General features: G+C 61.3%; 18 protein-coding genes and 1 tRNA gene. 8 read left to right on the top strand and 11 right to left on the bottom strand.

Features of this window, described 5'->3' with window-relative positions:
* Positions 1–183 precede the first annotated feature (183 nt).
* Positions 184–432: a hypothetical protein gene (locus OKQ63_RS08885; RefSeq protein WP_264213566.1), complete on the top strand. Its 249-nt coding sequence runs from the start codon at positions 184–186 to the stop codon at positions 430–432.
* 27 nt (positions 433–459) lie between these two features.
* On the opposite strand, the gene OKQ63_RS08880 is transcribed toward OKQ63_RS08885, so the two are convergent.
* Positions 460–2,004, bottom strand: a complete 1,545-nt coding sequence (locus OKQ63_RS08880; protein ID WP_264213565.1) for a helicase HerA-like domain-containing protein — start codon at positions 2,002–2,004, stop codon at positions 460–462.
* A gap of 498 nt (positions 2,005–2,502) precedes the next feature.
* Here OKQ63_RS08880 and OKQ63_RS08875 point away from each other — a divergent pair, with 498 nt between their 5' ends.
* On the top strand, positions 2,503–3,141 hold the full coding sequence (locus OKQ63_RS08875) for an invasion associated locus B family protein (RefSeq protein ID WP_264213564.1): 639 nt from the start codon (positions 2,503–2,505) through the stop codon (positions 3,139–3,141).
* 72 nt (positions 3,142–3,213) lie between these two features.
* Here the strand turns inward: OKQ63_RS08875 and OKQ63_RS08870 are convergent, their stop codons facing one another.
* Genes OKQ63_RS08870 through OKQ63_RS08855 form a run of 4 tightly spaced genes read right to left on the bottom strand, consistent with a single transcriptional unit; the run spans position 3,214 to position 7,478 of the window.
* A complete protein-coding gene (locus OKQ63_RS08870) occupies positions 3,214–4,422 on the bottom strand; it encodes a beta-ketoacyl-[acyl-carrier-protein] synthase family protein (protein WP_264213563.1) in 1,209 nt (402 codons plus the stop codon).
* 8 nt (positions 4,423–4,430) lie between these two features.
* A complete protein-coding gene (locus OKQ63_RS08865) occupies positions 4,431–4,688 on the bottom strand; it encodes an acyl carrier protein (protein ID WP_264213562.1) in 258 nt (85 codons plus the stop codon).
* A gap of 48 nt (positions 4,689–4,736) precedes the next feature.
* Entirely contained in the window at positions 4,737–5,810 is a 1,074-nt protein-coding gene (lpxD, locus tag OKQ63_RS08860) for a UDP-3-O-(3-hydroxymyristoyl)glucosamine N-acyltransferase (RefSeq protein ID WP_264213561.1), read from the bottom strand.
* Positions 5,811–5,849: 39 nt separating this feature from the next.
* Positions 5,850–7,478 (bottom strand): L,D-transpeptidase family protein, encoded by a 1,629-nt coding sequence (locus tag OKQ63_RS08855; protein ID WP_264213560.1) that lies wholly within the window; start codon positions 7,476–7,478, stop codon positions 5,850–5,852.
* A gap of 348 nt (positions 7,479–7,826) precedes the next feature.
* Here OKQ63_RS08855 and mepK point away from each other — a divergent pair, with 348 nt between their 5' ends.
* The 3 genes from mepK to OKQ63_RS08840 all read left to right on the top strand — a co-directional run bounded on the left by mepK (position 7,827) and on the right by OKQ63_RS08840 (position 9,075).
* Positions 7,827–8,396, top strand: coding sequence for a peptidoglycan L,D-endopeptidase MepK (gene mepK, locus OKQ63_RS08850; protein WP_264213559.1), 570 nt, complete (start codon positions 7,827–7,829; stop codon positions 8,394–8,396).
* A 167-nt stretch (positions 8,397–8,563) separates the two neighbouring features.
* Positions 8,564–8,640, top strand: a tRNA-Arg gene (locus OKQ63_RS08845).
* Positions 8,641–8,814: 174 nt separating this feature from the next.
* Entirely contained in the window at positions 8,815–9,075 is a 261-nt protein-coding gene (locus OKQ63_RS08840) for a hypothetical protein (protein ID WP_264213558.1), read from the top strand.
* Between the two features lie 36 nt (positions 9,076–9,111).
* On the opposite strand, the gene OKQ63_RS08835 is transcribed toward OKQ63_RS08840, so the two are convergent.
* Positions 9,112–9,981 carry a LysR family transcriptional regulator gene (locus tag OKQ63_RS08835; RefSeq protein WP_264213557.1) on the bottom strand — a complete coding sequence of 290 codons (870 nt, stop codon included), beginning with the start codon at positions 9,979–9,981 and terminating at the stop codon, positions 9,112–9,114.
* A 99-nt stretch (positions 9,982–10,080) separates the two neighbouring features.
* Here OKQ63_RS08835 and tmpA point away from each other — a divergent pair, with 99 nt between their 5' ends.
* From tmpA to OKQ63_RS08820, 3 genes are read left to right on the top strand one after another with little or no spacing between them, the layout of a single operon-like run.
* Positions 10,081–11,214, top strand: a complete 1,134-nt coding sequence (gene tmpA / locus OKQ63_RS08830; RefSeq protein WP_264213556.1) for a 2-trimethylaminoethylphosphonate dioxygenase — start codon at positions 10,081–10,083, stop codon at positions 11,212–11,214.
* 3 nt (positions 11,215–11,217) lie between these two features.
* A complete protein-coding gene (gene tmpB, locus OKQ63_RS08825; RefSeq protein ID WP_264213555.1) occupies positions 11,218–11,823 on the top strand; it encodes a (R)-1-hydroxy-2-trimethylaminoethylphosphonate oxygenase in 606 nt (201 codons plus the stop codon).
* Positions 11,820–12,485 (top strand): ureidoglycolate lyase, encoded by a 666-nt coding sequence (locus OKQ63_RS08820; RefSeq protein ID WP_264213554.1) that lies wholly within the window; start codon positions 11,820–11,822, stop codon positions 12,483–12,485. The genes tmpB and OKQ63_RS08820 overlap by 4 nt, the downstream gene beginning before the upstream one ends.
* A 66-nt stretch (positions 12,486–12,551) precedes the next feature.
* Here OKQ63_RS08820 and OKQ63_RS08815 read toward each other — a convergent pair whose 3' ends face one another.
* From OKQ63_RS08815 to sufC, 5 genes are read right to left on the bottom strand one after another with little or no spacing between them, the layout of a single operon-like run.
* Positions 12,552–13,772 carry a cysteine desulfurase gene (locus OKQ63_RS08815; RefSeq protein ID WP_264213553.1) on the bottom strand — a complete coding sequence of 407 codons (1,221 nt, stop codon included), beginning with the start codon at positions 13,770–13,772 and terminating at the stop codon, positions 12,552–12,554.
* The gene (locus OKQ63_RS08810; protein ID WP_264213552.1) at positions 13,765–14,349 is read right to left on the bottom strand and encodes a YIP1 family protein; all 585 of its coding nucleotides are present in this window, start codon (positions 14,347–14,349) and stop codon (positions 13,765–13,767) included. Before OKQ63_RS08810 ends, OKQ63_RS08815 begins: the two co-directional genes overlap by 8 nt.
* A complete protein-coding gene (locus OKQ63_RS08805) occupies positions 14,346–14,831 on the bottom strand; it encodes a YIP1 family protein (protein WP_264213551.1) in 486 nt (161 codons plus the stop codon). Before OKQ63_RS08805 ends, OKQ63_RS08810 begins: the two co-directional genes overlap by 4 nt.
* Positions 14,831–16,111 (bottom strand): SufB/SufD family protein, encoded by a 1,281-nt coding sequence (locus OKQ63_RS08800; RefSeq protein WP_264213550.1) that lies wholly within the window; start codon positions 16,109–16,111, stop codon positions 14,831–14,833. Before OKQ63_RS08800 ends, OKQ63_RS08805 begins: the two co-directional genes overlap by 1 nt.
* Positions 16,112–16,867, bottom strand: coding sequence for a Fe-S cluster assembly ATPase SufC (gene sufC, locus OKQ63_RS08795; RefSeq protein ID WP_264213549.1), 756 nt, complete (start codon positions 16,865–16,867; stop codon positions 16,112–16,114).
* Between the last annotated feature and the right edge of the window lie 86 nt (positions 16,868–16,953).

Raw genomic sequence — 16,953 nt, 5'->3', positions numbered from 1 at the left:
TGCTAGCGCGCAAGCAGCCAAAAAACTGAAACGAAAGCCTGCCGCTCGGAAAATTCTGAGCGGCAGTTTTTTCGGGAGGGCATAGGGGGGAATGCGCGGGGGCACGCGCGGAACCCACGGTCTTTAATGACTTATTTCCACCTATGTGATAGCCGGAAAGTAACAGATTGAGGTGAGACAGCTATGGTAATCAACCACAAGATTCTGATTTTCGCAGGTTTTGCGACAGCGCTGGGCGGTTGTGTCAGCCCGGAAAATTACGAAACCGAGCCGGTGCAGATCCAAACCAGCGCAGGGGTTGTCGTCTGTCAGCTGTACACGAAAGACCGGGTCTTGTGGGACCGCTCCATTCTGCGCCCGGACAGCATGAGCGTCGAGCAGGCTGATGCCATCTGCAGGAACGAAGGCCTGCGCCAGAAAAACGGCGGCTGAGCATTGGCGGCCGCCGTCCTAATTGGATCAGCGCCCCTTGAACAGGCTGCCAAGAATGCCGCGGACGATACGGCGGCCGGTGGTGCCTTTCAGTTCCTTGATAACCGCCTCGGACATTGCGGAAGTGAAACTATCCCTTTGACGGTGGGCCTTTGAGGTCGACCGGCTGACCCGTGCCCCGGAGTACCGGCGCGCGGCGTTGAATTCCCGCGCCATCGGCTGCGGCGCCTGCTCCGCCTCTGTTTCGGCAGCTTCAGCCTGCTGTGCCGCAGCCAGGGCCCGCTGCCCCAGGATCTCATAAGCCGAACGCCGGTCCAGCGGCTTGTCGTATTTGCCCGCCATGTCAGAGGCCTTCAGCATGGCAGACCGTTCTGCCGCCGTGATTGGCCCCAGCTGAGAACTCGGCGGACGGATCAGGGTGCGCTCCACCACGCCCGGCACGCCCTTTTTCTGCAGCATGGAGGTGACCGCCTCGCCGACGCCAACTTCCCGGATGGCCTCTTCGGTCGGGAACCGCGGGTTTTCGCGGTAGGTCTCCGCGGCCAGTTTCAGATTCTTGCGGTCCTTGGCCGTAAAGGCGCGCAGCGCGTGCTGGATGCGGTTGCCGAGCTGACCCAGGATATCCTCCGGCACATCCGCCGGGTTCTGGGTGATGAAATAGATCCCTACCCCTTTGGAGCGGATCAGCCGGGCCACCTGCTCGACCTTGTCGACCAGCGCCTTGGGCGCGTCTTCGAATAGCAAATGCGCCTCGTCAAAGAAGAACACCAGCCGCGGCTTGTCCGGATCGCCCACCTCGGGCAGTTCCTCGAACAGCTCGCTGAGCAGCCACAAGAGGAAAGTCGAATAGAGTCCCGGTGCGGCCATCAGCTTGTCCGCCGCCAGGATATTGACCATGCCCTTGCCTGCAGCGTCACAGCGCATCAGATCGCTGAGCGCCAGCGCGGGTTCTCCGAACAGACCAGCTCCGCCTTGGTTCTCCAGCACCAGCAGACGGCGCTGGATGGCGCCGATCGACGCGGGTGAGACGTTGCCGTAGCGCAGCGACAGCTGGGCGCGGTTCTCGCCGATCCAGACCAGCAGGGCCTGCAGGTCCTTGAGGTCCAGAAGCGGCAGCGCTTCCTCGTCGGCCAGCCGGAAGGCAATGTTGAGGATCCCCTCCTGAGCCTCGCTCAGCTCCAGCAGCCGGGACAGCAGCAAGGGGCCCATCTCGGCAACGGTGGTGCGCACGGGATGGCCCTGCTCGCCATAGAGATCCCAGAACGTGACCGGGCAGGCATGATAGCGGTAATCCGCAAAGCCGATCTTGTGCGCCCGCGAACTGAAGGCATCGTGCAATTTGTGAGTCCCGGAACCGGGCTTGGCCAACCCCGAAAGATCGCCTTTCACGTCTGCCAGTATCACCGGCACGCCGGCATTGGAAAAACCCTCGGCCAGGATCTGCAGCGTCACGGTCTTGCCGGTTCCGGTCGCCCCCGCGATCAGCCCGTGCCGATTGGCATAATTGAGTCTAAGTCCCTGGGGCGTGCCGTATTCCTCACCGCCGCCGCCAAGAAAGATGCTGTCCGCCATGCCTGCTCCCCGCCTGTTCTTTTCCGCCTGGGGAACAATACAATGTTAACTTGTGCATGCGATAGTCAATGTTGCCCGCCCCTGCACATGCGGTTGCCGTGGCGGACATTTCCTCCCTGTCAGACTGGCCGTGCCTCGTGCACGGCCTTCTTTTTCGGCCGCAACTGCCTGTTATTCAGGCACCCGCGGCCGACGGAGTGCCGGTCAACCGGCAATTTCCACCAAATCCGGGCCGCCTGGCATTTTTTTGAACTTGCATGTTGACCGGCCGCCAGCCCTTTCGTAACGTCCTACGCAATAACTAAGTCGGCCAGTCCGACGGGGAGACGCAAACACGAAAAAGGGGGCCATCGGGTTCCCTTTTTTGTTCTGTTACAGAAGCTTCCGGCTTTGAATGGTTTTGCGCGGTTTTCCCCTCAGATCATTTGTTATTGACCTGACACTGCCCGGACGGCGTGCTAAACGCTGCAGCAGCGTCTTTAGAAAAACGAGGCATTCATGTTGAAGTCCCTGACCCCGATCACGCTTGCCGCGGTGCTGGCCATGACCATGCCGCTGGCGGCGCAGGAAACGACTGCGGAAGACACCGACGGGGCGGAAACCGCAGAGCAGGCAGAACAACCGGAAACGACCGCAGACCAGCTGCTGGATCTGGGACAGCCTGTCAGTGACGGCCCGCAGCTTGGCGCCCGCTATTCCAAGGAAAAGCACGGCGACTGGGATTTGGCCTGTGTCAAGACCGAGAGCGAATCCGACCCCTGTTCGCTGCTGCAGGTGCTGGCCGGCCCGCAGGGCAATCCGATCGCCGAGGTTTCGCTGTTCCGGATCGAACAGCAGGGCGGCCAGGCCGTTGCCGGCGCCACCGTGATTGTACCGCTGGAAACCCTGCTGCCCGCCGCTCTGACCATTTCGATCGATGGCGCCCCGGCGAAACGATACAATTATTCCTTCTGCAACCAGCTGGGCTGCGTGGCGCAGATCGGCCTGACCCAAGGCGATATTGATGCCCTCAAGAAGGGCAAGGAGGCCGTGCTGTCACTGCGGCCCGCCCCGGCGCCTGAGCAGGTGGTGCAGATGAAACTGTCTCTGAACGGGTTCACCGCGGGCTATGATGTGGTTGACGTGGTCCAGCAGTAAACGACGCCCCGGCCCCAGGTAAAAGAGAAACGCCGCGCGCCCCCTTGGCCGCGGCGTTTTGATTTGAGCGGGTCAGATCTTGCGCAACGCCAGCACCGCGTTCAGGCCGCCAAATGCAAAAGCGTTGGACAGCGCCACATCAACCTTTGCCTCGCGGGCCTCGTTCGGAACCACGTCCAGCGCGCATTCCGGGTCTGGTTCCTGGTACCCGATTGTTGGCGCAATCACCCCGTCACGCAGCGCCATGATGCAGGCCAGAACCTCCACCGCGCCGGTGCCGCCGATCAGATGGCCATGCATGGATTTGGTGGAGGAAATCATCAGACTGTCCGCATGCGGGCCGAAAACATCCGCCACCGCGGCGCATTCGGTCTTGTCGTTGGCTGCGGTGCCGGTTCCGTGGGCGTTGATGTAGCCGACCTCGGCTGCATTGACCCGGGCATCCTGAAGCGCGCCTGAAATGGCCCGCGCCGCCCCCTGTTTGCTCGGCATCACGATGTCGGCAGCATCGGAAGACATCGCAAATCCGATGACTTCGCACAGGATTTCCGCCCCGCGCGCCCTGGCGTGCTCATATTCCTCGAATACGAAGATGCCGGCGCCTTCGCCCTGCACCATGCCATTGCGGTTTGCGCTGAACGGGCGGCAGGCGTCCTTGGACATGACCCGCAGCCCTTCCCAGGCCTTGACGCCGCCAAAGCAGAGCATGGATTCGGAGCCGCCAGTGACCATCACCGGGCTCATGCCCGAGCGCACCATCTGGAACGCTTGCGCCATCGCATGGTTGGAGGAGGCGCAGGCCGTGGAAACGGTGAAGCTGGGGCCCTTGAGGTTGAACTGCATCGACACATGGCCGGCCGCGGCATTGTTCATCAGCTTGGGCACAACAAAGGGATGCACCCTGTTCTTGCCGTCCTCATAAACGCTGCGGTAATTCTCATCCAGCGTCTGCATTCCGCCGCCGGAATTGCCCAGAACAACCCCGGCTTGAGCGGACAGCTCGCCATGGAATTCCAGGCCCGACTGCGTGATTGCCTCCCTGGCTGCAGTCAGGGTGAACTGGGTAAACCGATCATAAAGGCTCATCTGCTGGCGGTTGAACCGGCCTTCGGCTTCAAACCCGCGGACCTGGCCGCCGATGCGGATTGCCAGCCGTTCGACATCGCGGAATTCCAGCTCGCCGATGCCGCAGCGGCCCTCGCGCATGGCGGCAAGGGTGGCGGGCACCGAATGGCCGAGGGCATTGATTGTTCCGGCCCCGGTAATGACAACGCGTTTCATCAGCGGTCTTACGCTTTTTCGGTGATCAGCTTGTCGATCCCTGCAATGATCGCGGACACGTTGGAAATGTCGAAATCGCTTTGCTCGGGTGCGTTGGCATTGAAGGGGATCGTGATATCGAATTCCTCTTCAATGGCAAAAATGCTTTCGACCAGACCGAGGCTGTCGATGCCGAGATCTTCCAGTGTGCTGTCAAGGGTCACATCCGACGGTTCCAGAACCGCCTGCTCAGCAATGATTGCAATGACCTTGTCCTGCGTACTCATGTAGCGACCCCCGACGTTTTGGCTGAGGCAGATGTAGTAATTCCGCCGTTACTTGAAAACAGCCTTTTTTAACAATTCGATGTCACGCATCAAACGCGGCAGCCGGCGCTGTGCCTTATACATCTCGGTGTGGGTTTCCATCTTGACGCCCGGATAGCCCATGATCACCCGGCCTGCCGGCACATTGGACAGGATCTTGGTGCCGCCGCCGGCGATCACACCGTCGCCGATGAAAATATTGTCGACCACGCCGCACTGGCCGCCCAAAACCACATTATTGCCGATATCAACCGAGCCAGAGACACCGGTCTGGCCGCAGAGCAGGCAATCATTGCCGACCCGGGTGTTGTGGCCCACATGCACAAGGTTGTCGAGCTTGCTGCCATTGCCGATTACGGTGTCGCGGATGGTGCCGTTGTCGATGGTGCAGTTTGAACCGATTTCCACGTCATCGCCAATGGTGACTGCCCCCAGCGAATGGATCCGCACCCAGGATTGCGCTTGTGCTTCGCCCTGGTCCCCCATGGTCTTGCGGGCATTTTCGGCACCGGAAACCTCGGGCGTGACATAGGAGAAGCCATCGCCGCCAACTCTGGCACCGGGCTGAGCGCGGAACCGGTTGCCGATGGAGGCACGGGCGCCGATCGAGACCATCTCGCGCATCCGGGCATCTTCGCCGATCACCGCATCAGCCCCGATGTAGCAATGCGGGCCGATCACGGAGCGTGCGCCGATCTTTGCGCCTGCAGCAATAACCGTCAGCGGACCGACCGAGACGCCCTCGGCCAGTTCTGCGCTGGGATCAATGACAGCAGAGGGATGGATACCGGACGGGAAGCCCTGCCCGCGGTCCAGCATCGCGGTCACACCGGACATGGTCATCCGCGGGCGCGGTGCAAAGATCGCGGCCTTGAGCCCGAAGGACTGCCAATCCGCACCTTCCCACAGCACCGCCGCCTGCGCCTTGCCTGCCTGCAGGCTGTCCGCGTATTTCGGCGCCATCGCCATGGCGATCTGGTCCGCCTTGGCATCCTGCGGCTCAGCCGCGCCTGCGATTTGCAGGTCCAGGTCGCCCTGGGCTTCAGCCCCGAGGGACTCAGCGATCTGGCGGATAGTGAACATGGCAGGCCCTTTCAGATTTATCCTGTATGGGCCCGGTATTTATCCTTGAACGCTGGGCAGCGCCACCCCTGCCCGTTCCAGCGCCGCCCAGATCTTGGCGTCGCGTCCATAGACATCGCGGCGGAACTCGGCCCGGCCTTTGGCCGAAACGATCGCGGTCCGGTAGATGATGTGCACCGGCACCTTCTGCTCCAGTTCGACCTTGGTTTCCCTGCCGCTGCTCAGCACACGATGGAAAAAGGCTTTCGGATCCTCGGTCTGCCGGGCGAGCAGCGCATAGGCAAACTCAAACGGCTGTGCCAGCCGGATGCAGCCATGCGAGAAGGCACGCACCTCGCGGGCAAACAGGCTCTTCTGCGGTGTGTCGTGCAGGTAGATATTGTATTTGTTCGGGAACATGAACTTGACCAGTCCCAGCGCATTGCTGCGGCTCGGCGGCTGGCGCATGGAGTAAGGGAAGTTCCGCGCGGTGTATTGCGAGAAATCCGCAGATCCCCGGTTCACCACCCGGCCGCGCCGGTCAGTGATCTGAATATGGCCGACCGCGTTGGGGTTGCTCTGCAGCTTGGGCAGATACTCCTTGGTGATGATCGAGCGCGGCACGTACCAGCTCGGGTTGATCACCATATGCTCCATCTCGTCGGAGAATTCCGGGCTGCGGCGGTCATGGGTGTTCTTGCCGATGACCGAGCGGGTTTCAAACGTCACATCGCCATTGTCGACGATCTTGGCGGTGAAATCGGTCTGGTTGACCAGGATATGCCGCTCTCCGCGGTCCGGGCTCAGCCAGCGTTCGCGCTCCATCGCGATGATCACGGATTTCAGGCGGTCCGTGACCGGTTTGTTGACCTCCGCAATTGTGCCGGCACCGGCCACACCGTCGGTTTCCAGGCCATGATCGGATTGGAAGCTTTGCACCGCCGCAACCAGCGCGGAGTCGTAGCTGCGCGCGGCGCTTCGCTGCAGGTAGCCCATCGCCATCAGCCGGTTGCGCAGCGCGATCACCGCGGCCCCCTGATCCCCGGGTTCCAGTTTCTTGGCGTCAACCTCCGGGCCCCAACCGCCGGCTTCCAGGACCTGCTCCAGCCGCAGTTTTTCGCGCATCAGACCACGGTATTGCGGCGATGCCGGCACCAGGCTGCGCATATAGGCATAAGGCTGTTCATCCCGGATGCCGGCCAGAAAGCCTGCCCCGTCCACGGTATGTTTCTTGCGCACCATGCCATCGTCGATCCGGGACGGCACCAGCAGACCGGTCTGCAGATCCGTGGCGTAATCAACCAAAGCCTGGCTCAGCGCGGCCTCGATGGTGCCGATGTCACGGGTGGTGCGCACCGCGCGCATCTGCTGCATCAGTTCGTTGACCTCGGCCGAGCGGTCCGGCAGCCCGTGGGCGCCGGTTTCACTCAAGGCCGCCAACAACGCGCTGCGGCGCAGACGGGACGCCTCATCGGTTCCGGTCCAAATCGCCTGATAGCCGTTTTCGCGGTAAAATCCGGCCACCGCATCGCTGCCGGAGGCCGCCTCAGCCACCGCCTGGCGGAAAGCCGCCGAAATTTCGGCCTGAGCCGGGCTGGAAATTGTTCCGGCTGCCAAGCCGCCCAATGCCAGGGCAAACAGCCCTGCTTTGATCCCCGGCAAGAGGTTTCCAGCGGATGCGCGCGTCATAATTTCCGGTCCTTGAGCCGTTTTTTTCCAATTCTGGCAGTGCCTATCTGAAATTCTGGTAAAAGCCAGCCGGTGTTGTCCATTCACAATCGCGAAATGTTAACATTGATGCACCGATGCCGCGTCTATGAAACTCAGCTGCAACAGTCGCGGGGAAAAGTTCCCGCCGCCTCCCCTTTTGCGCAAGAAATTGCCGAAAACGGGCCTATCCGTTGCAGTGCGGCAAAGAAATGTTGGAACACGATTCAGGCTGTGCCATACAAGCCGCACGTTAACTAAGACAGTTAACGAGCTCGTAACATCGGGCGACTAGGCAGGATTATAAGCGTACGGGACGGCGCAGTGACAATGGCAGAAACCACGGGCACGGGGATATCCCGGCGTTCTCTTTTGGGTGTATTTGCTGCAACCGCAGTGGCAGCAGCCCCGACATTCTCCAATGCAGCAGGCTTCCTGCGCGGCGGCGGCGACATCCGCCGGATCCGCATGTACTCGGGGCGCACGGGCGAGCGTCTGGACATGGTGTATTGGATCGATGGCCAGTACATCAAAGACGCCGTCAAAGAGGTCAACCATTTCATGCGCGACTGGCGCACCGATCAGGTCAAGGAAATCGACCTGCGCACCATCGACATCATGGCCGCCTCGCACAACCTATTGGATGTGAACGAACCCTATATGCTGCTGTCAGGCTACCGCAGCCCCAAAACCAATGCGATGCTGCGCAGCCGTTCGCGCGGAGTGGCGAAGAACTCCCTGCACATGCGCGGCCAGGCCGCCGATCTGCGGCTGGCATCGCGCTCGGTTTCGCAAATGGCCAAGGCCGCCGAGGCCTGCCACGCCGGCGGCGTCGGCAAATATCAGCGTTCCAATTTCGTTCATATGGATTGCGGGGTCGTCCGCTCCTGGCGCGGCTGACTTATCCTTCATTGCGAAACTGCAAGCCTGCACACACTGGTGCGGGCTTTTTCATTTTCCGCCCCAGTTGCGCCCGGGCTGTTTCACCTTGGGGCCATGAAATTGGAAACAGGCAGTTTTTCCCGTTGCAGAGGTAGCGAAGCACGGGTATACCCCGGCTTAACGACGCACCTGTAGCTCAGCTGGATAGAGCGCTGCCCTCCGAAGGCAGAGGCCAGAGGTTCGAATCCTCTCAGGTGCGCCATTTCCCCCCGACTTGCAAAAGCGTTTTACGAACCTTTCACGCTTTCGAAAGAGTTGCCGCCTATCAGTTCCTGAATTGACGGCAATTTTACGGTGCGATGGCATGGCAGTTTCCAGTTCCTACCCACGGACCCCGATTGAGACGGCGCCCCGCCTGCATCGGGATCTGCCCTGCGTGATCAACTTTGCTGACGCGCAGGAAGAGGCGCACGTTATCAACATCAGCTACCACGGGGTTGCCGTCCGTCTCCTGGACGGACAGGCAAATTTCGGGCGGGCGAAATTGCGATCCGTCACGATTTCCGGAATGGGAGAGTTTGCTGTGCAACCGCGCTGGCGCAAGGACGGGAAACTTGGCCTCGCCTTTCTCAGCAAACGAGAGGCCAGGCCTCTGCTGGATGCCTATTTTGCGAAGATCGGTGAATATCCGGTCTGAAAGGGCTGTCTTTCCGTCCCAGCGGCAGCGCGGTTTTCACCCCTTCAGAGAAGCGGTCAAAGCTGCCAGAACTTCGCTTTGCCGCCTGGATTTTCCCAAACTAGGCGGCCAGGACAGCCAATAGCCATCGATTGTCGGCAATTCCGGTGCCGCAGCACACTCCAGTTGCCCGGTCTGCAGAAGGTTCGCAGCCAAAACCTTGGATCCAAGCACGACCCCCAGACCGAGACGCGCCGCCCGAAGAGCATGCGCCATGGAATCAACGGAAACCGGCCCGGCTTCCGGTTCAGCCTCGCCCGTCACCCGGGACCATTCCGCCCAGCCCGGCCGCTCGCCGCGCAGTTCGATTGCCGGAAGAGTCCGCCAATCCCCAGCCCGCCCCGGCACGGTCATCGGCTGCAGCACTTCATTCGCCAGAAGAGCCTCCTCCCGGCCCTTCCAGCCGCCGCGGCCGTATCTTAAATGCAGGGCACCATCGGCGGTTTCGAAATCCAGCCGCTTGGGCACGGTTTCGATGACCAGCCGCAGGTCCGGGCAAGCGATTGAAAACGCCTCAATCCGCGGCAGCAGCAGCATTTCCAGATGAGATGGCAGGCCCGCGATCCGCAATTCACGGACGGTTTGGCCAAACAGGTTTTCGGTTCCCTGCTCCAGTGCGCGCAGGGAATCATGCACGAGAGGCAGGTAGCTTTCACCGTCCACCGTTAGCGCAACTCCGCGCGCCGAACGGATGAACAGCTGGCGGCCCAGCCAGGATTCGAGATTGCGGATTCGCTGGCTGACCGCGGCCTGGGTGGCGCCGAATTCCTCAGCTGCAGCGGTGAAACTGCCGTGCCGGCCCGCCGCCTCAAATACCTTGAGCCAGTCGAGCGGCGGCAAGCCCTGCTTGGTCACCTTCTTTGCCATTAGAAAACCTAACTCTCAAACCCCGGTTTACGTCGTTCTCTTGATGGCTCACGCGCGTTAGCAAGACAAGCAAGAACCAGGCCAACCGGAGAGACTCTCATGCCCCGTTCCGTAACCGCCGACGCATCCGGCAGCTTTCTGACCCTGACATTCGAAAATGGCCGCGACAGCCGCTTCCACGCGATCTGGCTGCGCGATAACGCGCTGGATCCCGAGACCCGCGCCCCCGGCAACGGCCAGCGGCTGATTACAATCGGAGACATTCCGGCAGATACCCGGATCAGCACGGCACTGGTGCAGGACGGTTCCCTGACCGTGACTTTCGCACCTGAAGGCAAGACCGTCACCTATCCGGGCGCATGGTTGAAGTCCAACGCCTATGATGTTGACCGATCAACCGAATTTGGCCGTATGGCACCGGGCATTGAAACCTGGAACAGCAGCCAGCCAGCTCCGGCTTTTGACTGGAATGAGGTTCAGTCCGACCCAAAGATCAAGCGCGACTGGCTTGATGCGATTGCCCGCCTCGGCTTTGCCAAGCTGGTGAACGGCCCCGTAAAAGAAGGCGCGCTGATCGACTGCGCCGGGATATTCGGATATGTGCGCGAAACCAACTACGGCCGGCTTTTTGAAGTCCGTACCGAGGTAAACCCGACCAACCTCGCCTATACAGGTCTGGGCCTGCAGGCGCACACCGACAACCCCTACCGCGATCCGGTTCCCAGCTTGCAGATCCTCTACTGTCTGGAAAATTCGGCCGAAGGCGGCGACAGCATCGTGGTGGACGGTTTCCGGGCGGCGGAACGCCTGCGTGACGAAAACCCCGAAGGCTTTGCCTTGCTGGCCGGCTACCCGGCGCGGTTCGAATACAAGGGTTCTGACGGGGTGCATCTGCGTTCGCGGCGCCCGATGATCGAGCTGTCACCGGATGGCGAGATGACCGGCATGCGGTTCAACAACCGCTCGTCAGCGCCGTTTGTGGACATCCCGTTCGAGAAGATGGAGGCCTACTACGCTGCCTACCGGCGCCTGGCCGAGTTCATTGATGACCCCGACATGGGCGTTTCGTTCAAGCTGGAGCCGGGGGAGAGTTTCATCGTCGACAATACCCGCGTGATGCACGCGCGGCTTGGCTACTCCGGCTCCGGATCGCGCTGGCTGCAGGGCTGCTACGCCGACAAGGACGGGCTGCTGTCGACCCTGAATGTGCTGAACGCCCAGTTGGAGGGGTGAGACATGAGCAAGCCGGATTTCAGCGAGCTGACCCAGAACAATATTGTCGCCTTCATAGGTGACATCTTTGACCGCCGCGGCGATGAGGAATACCTGGGCGAGCCCGTCACCATGACCGAGCACATGCTGCAGGGAGCAACCATCGCGGAAGCAAACGGCCAGCCGGAGGAGATCATCGTGGGGGCGCTGCTCCATGATATCGGCCATTTCACCAGCGAATTCGGCACCTTCTCCATGGACGACACCGAAGACCGCTTTCACGAAGAGGCCGGCGCCGAGGTTCTGGAGCAGTTCTTCCCGTCGGTGATCACCGACTGCGTGCGCTATCACGTGGCGGCGAAACGTTATCTCTGTGCCACCAAGCCGGAGTATTTCAACCGGTTATCCGAGGCTTCCATCCATTCCCTGAACCTGCAGGGCGGGCCGATGAATGCCGCGGAAGTGGCGGAGATGGAGAAGAACCCGAACCTCAGGCAGATCATAGCGGTGCGCTATCTCGACGAAGCCGGCAAGCGGGCGGATATGGAAACGCCGGACTACTGGCACTTTGCGCCGATGGTGCAACGGATGGTCGACAAGCACATGGATACCAGAGAGTCCGCAAAATGAGCGCGCCGGAGTATATCTTTGAGGCCAGTTCCAAACCCTCGCTGCCTTGGCATGAGGTGCCGCTTATCCGGGCGACCGAGGACAGCGTCAAGGGCTACGGCTGCCTGGTCGACGACCCGGACAGATTCGAGATCGAAATCGTGCAGTGGCCCGCCCAGGGCTGGCGCCCGATTGATGAGGGCACCGGTGATGAGGCTGGCTGGGTCGAGGGCACTTTCCGCGGCGATTGGCGCGGCGATGTGCTTTATGGCGAGAACGAAGCGGTCAACGGCAACTACGTGCTGGGCTGGTCAACAGACCCGCAGAAGGCGCAGGTACAGCAGCAGACCGCGCCGCGGGATCAGGTGCTGCTGTGGCACATGAACTATCATCCCGACGGCGGCCAGCTGTTCTTTCCGCTGGACAACAAACCGTTCATCGTGCCAGCGGCCCTTCCGGGGGATGACCTGACCCCGGAGAAGGTCGTGGCGTTCTGGTGCGACGGGTCCAAGGGGCTCTATATTCACCCGAACATCTGGCACGAGGGCATTTTCCCGGCGGAAGACAGCCAGCGTTTTCTGGACCGCCAGGGCAAGGTGCATGCCCGGGTCAGCTGCGATGTGGGCCAGGAGTTTGCCGTCTACCTGTCCTGCCCTCTGCGCGAGGACAAGATCCAAGGGTAACCACCTGTTCCCAAACAAGAAACGGCGCCTCAAGGGGCGCCGTTCTCGTTTGGTTTGCGATTGTGTTCAGGCGAACAATTCATGCGCCAGTTCCAGCGCGTCAATCAGCGTATCGACCTCTGCTTTGGTGTTGTAGAGGCCAAAGGACGCGCGGCAGGTGGCGGAAACACCCAGGTGATCCATCAGCGGCCCGGCGCAGTGGTGGCCGGCGCGCACCGCGACCCCCTTCTTGTCGAGGATGGTAGAGATATCATGCGCATGCGCTGCACCCTCCATGGTGAAGCTGAAAATCGCTGCTTTGCCAGGCGCTTGCCCTTGAACGTTGATCCAGTTCAACCCGGTCAGCCGCTCCAGCGCATAGTCGCGCAGATCGCCTTCGTGCTTGGCGATGTTGTCCATGCCAAGCTCCATCATGTAGTCCAGCGCAACACCGAGGCCGATGGTCTGCACGATGCCCGGCGTGCCGGCTTCGAACTTCATCGGCGGATCATTGTAGATGATCTGATCCTTGGAGACTTCCTTGATCATGTCTCCGCCGCCGATGAACGGGCGCATTTCAGCCATCCGCTCGGGCTTGATGTAGATCGCGCCGGAACCGGAGGGGCCATAGAGCTTGTGGCCGGTGATCGCATAGAAATCACAGCCGATATCCTGAACATCCACCGGCATATGCACCGCGCCTTGCGAGCCGTCGACCAGCACCGGCACGCCCTTGGCATGGGCGCCTTGGGTGATCGCCTTGACATCCACCACGGTGCCCAGCACGTTGGAACACTGGGTGACCGCAACCAGCTTGGTCCTGGGGGTGATCGCATCGATCACCTTCTGCGGATCCAGGCTGCCGTCATCCGCCACATCGACCCATTTCAGCACCACGCCCTGGCGTTCGCGCAGAAAGTGCCAAGGCACGATGTTGGCGTGGTGTTCCATCACCGACAGCACGATCTCGTCACCGGCTTCGAACCGCGGCATGGCCCAGCCGTAGGCAACCAGATTGATGCCTTCGGTGGTGCCGGAGTTGAGCACGATGCTGTGTTCATCGCCTGCGTTCAGGAAGCGTGAAATGATGCCGCGGACGGCTTCGTACTTCTCGGTCGAGAGGTTGGAAAGGTAGTGCAACCCTCTGTGAACGTTGGAGTATTCCTCAGCATATGCTTTGGTCACCGCGTCAATCACCGCCTGCGGCTTCTGAGCTGAAGCGCCATTGTCGAGATAGGTCAGCGGCTTGCCGTTCACCTCCCGCGAGAGGATCGGGAAATCAGCACGGATTTTATCCACGTCATACATTTTCGGGCAGTCCCAGATTTGCTGGGCCGATCAGACCCACGATGAAGAGAAGGGCAAACACCAGGATCATGCTGGCCATCAAGACCACCCCGAGCGAGCGCCACACGGAGCCGAACCTGTGCGCCGCGTTGACGAAGTGCAAGAGGATAAAGAACACCACAATGTTCGCCGCAATATTGAGCAGTGCCGCCAGGGCCGGCAGAACCAGAAACACGGCAACAATAGCGCCATTCAGACCGGCCTGCAGCAGCTGCAGCCAGGTCACAAGCGCCAGCAGAGAGGCGAGACTGCCCTGTCCGCCCAGCCAGCGGCCGGTGGTGGACAGCATCGCAATGAAGCTGAGCTGCAGAACCAAAACGACCGCGAAATAGGCGCCTGGCGCAAACCGCGGCAACAGGACTTCCGGCGGCAGCGGGAACAGCACCTGCTGCAGAGTGTAAACGCAAGTGTTCAGCACCACAGAGAGCAGGAACGCCGTCCACAAGGCTTCGCGCGGCCAATTCTGCGCCAGAATCCGCTGCGCGGCGTCCCGCGGTGACTTGATTGTCAGCAGGGCAAAGGCGGCAAGCGTGTTCATGGCTTGGCCCAATAGCCCTGGATCATGCCTGCCACCCAGAACCACAGGAATACGGCGCACCAAAGCGCCCCCACCAGATTCAGCGCAGCACCGGCGCCGATAAATCCAGCCACCAGGCCGTTCAGCAGCATCAGCGGGCTGGCGGCCAGAAATGCCCAGAACAGTGCAAGCCGGGCCCGGTAAGCGTCACCCTGCCCGCCCGCAGCCCGGGCGATCCAGTGCGAGGCAAGCGCCAGCATGTAAAGCAGCAGCGGCGCAATGAAGACCAAAGCCAACAGCGAGCCGCCCAGCAGCATGTTCAGCTCCTGGCCCGTCAGATACGCCTCTCGCGCAAGTTTCGGCATCTGCGCCACAAACGCCAGCACGCAGCCGCTGATCAGAAACACCAGCAGCCGGTCTTCGCGGGCCCCCATGTCCAGAAGCCGCGCAAACACCCTGCGCGGCCCCTTGTAGGTTGCCGGGATATCCGTGGTGACGGACATCAGCGGCGCCGGGCCAGCCAGCCTTCGAGACGGGAGACGATGTCGGCAGCGATCTCCGCGTCTTCGATCTCGTCGACCGCTTCGGCTAGAAAGGCCAGCGTCATCAGGTCAGTTGCCTCGGCTTGCGGCACGCCGCGCGACCGCAGGTAGAACAAGCCGTCCTCGTCGATCGCGCCAGAAGTCGAACCATGCGAGCAGGCCACGTCATCAGCATAGATCTCCAGCTCCGGCTTGGCCAGGAACTGGCTGTCGCCGTCCAACAGCAATGACTGGGAAATCTGATATCCGTCAGTCTTTTGCGCGCCTTCCTTCACCAGGATTTTGCCCTGGAACACACCGGTGGCACCATTGCGCAGCACCTTCTTGAACACCTGGCGGCTTTCGCAATTGACCGCGTCATGGGTGATGAAGACGGTGTCGTCGTGGTGGAAATCGCCATCGCCGACGCAGGCGCCCGCGATATGGGCCACTGCATCGTCGCCGGTCAGCTCGATCACCGCCTCGTTGCGGGTCAGCACACCGTTCACGGTCAGGGTGAAGGATTTGAACACCGACTCGGCACCCAGCCGCGCGAACAGATGGGTCGCGGCGCGGCGCTCATGGTCGCGGCCCTGGGCGCGCACCAGATGCATCTTACCGCCGTCCGCAATGTCGATCTCCATGCACTTATTAAAGCGCGAGGCGGCCGGGCCGCTCTCGAGAATGGTCACTTCAGCGCCGGATTCCACACGGATCACGTGATGCAGGATCGCGTCGGAGTTTTCGTCCGAATGCACATAGGAGAAGTTGATCGGCTTGGAGACCTTGCCAGTCACCCGGATCGCCACGCCATCAGTGGCAAAGGCGGTGTTCAGCGCTGCCAGCGGGCGTTCCACCGGAGTCTGGCCGCGCGCCTCAAGAACGCCGTACAGATCCTTGGCCCAATGGATATCCTTGCAGCAGATGTCCTCGATCCGGTCGATGGCCACACCTTCCAGAGACAGATCGTCCGACGCTTCGGCATCGAACACACCATCGACAAACACGATGTTCAGACGCTCGAACGCGTTGAACATCGGCGTCTCTTCCGCAGCAAAGACAGCAGCCTTGGGGGCCACCGCCTGAACCAGCGTTTCGGGGCGGGTGTATTTCCAGTACTCATCCCGGCGGCTGGGCAGGCCCATGGTCTGCACCCGCGACAGGGCTGCCTGGCGGGCCGCCTTGAGGCAGCCGCTTTCCGGCAGGGTCAGCGCGGACAGCCGCGCCTCGGTTGCGGTTTGCTTTACTTCCGGCAGGGCCATTTATGCCTCCTCTGCCAGGATGCCGGCATAGCCGTTGTTCTCGACTTCCAAAGCCAGCTCGGGGCCGCCGGTCTTGACGATGCGGCCATCCGCGAGGATGTGCACCACGTCCGGTTTGATGTGGTCCAACAGGCGCTGGTAGTGGGTGATCACCAGGAAACCGCGGCCTTCATCGCGCAGCGCGTTCACGCCCTCGGCCACCAGTTTCATCGCGTCCACGTCGAGGCCGGAGTCTGTTTCGTCCAGGATGCACAGCTTGGGCTCCAGCATCGCCATCTGCAGGATCTCGTTGCGCTTCTTTTCGCCGCCGGAGAAGCCGACGTTGACCGGGCGCTTCAGCATCTCTGCGTCGATCTTGAGGGTCTTGGCCTTGGCGCGGATGATCTTCAGGAAGTCGGAGGCCGACAGCTCTTCCTCGCCGCGGGCTTTGCGCTGTGCATTCACCGCGGTGCGCAGGAAGGTCATGTTGCCGACGCCGGGGATTTCGACCGGGTACTGGAACGCCAGGAACATGCCCGCTGCGGCGCGCTCTTCCGGCTCCATGTCCAGGATATTTTCGCCTTCCAGCTCCGCAGAACCTTCAGTCACCTCATAGCCGTCACGGCCAGACAGGACATAAGACAGGGTGGATTTGCCCGAACCGTTCGGCCCCATGATGGCGTGCACCTTGCCGGCTTCGACCTTCAGGTCGACGCCTTTCAGGATCTGCTTATCTTCGTCTTCAAGTTTGACGTGCAGGTTTTTGATTTCGAGCATTTTTTCCTCGTCTCACATTCTCTGGCAGGCACCGGGGCCTGCGGTATTCCCTGGCTCCAGCGGAGCCGTTTCATTTCTATCCGGGC

It is taken from the genome of Leisingera thetidis (genome assembly GCF_025857195.1).
Lineage (GTDB): Bacteria > Pseudomonadota > Alphaproteobacteria > Rhodobacterales > Rhodobacteraceae > Leisingera > Leisingera thetidis.
The sequence above is the reverse complement of the archived record's forward strand: the minus strand, read 5'-3'. Positions and strand labels throughout refer to the sequence as shown.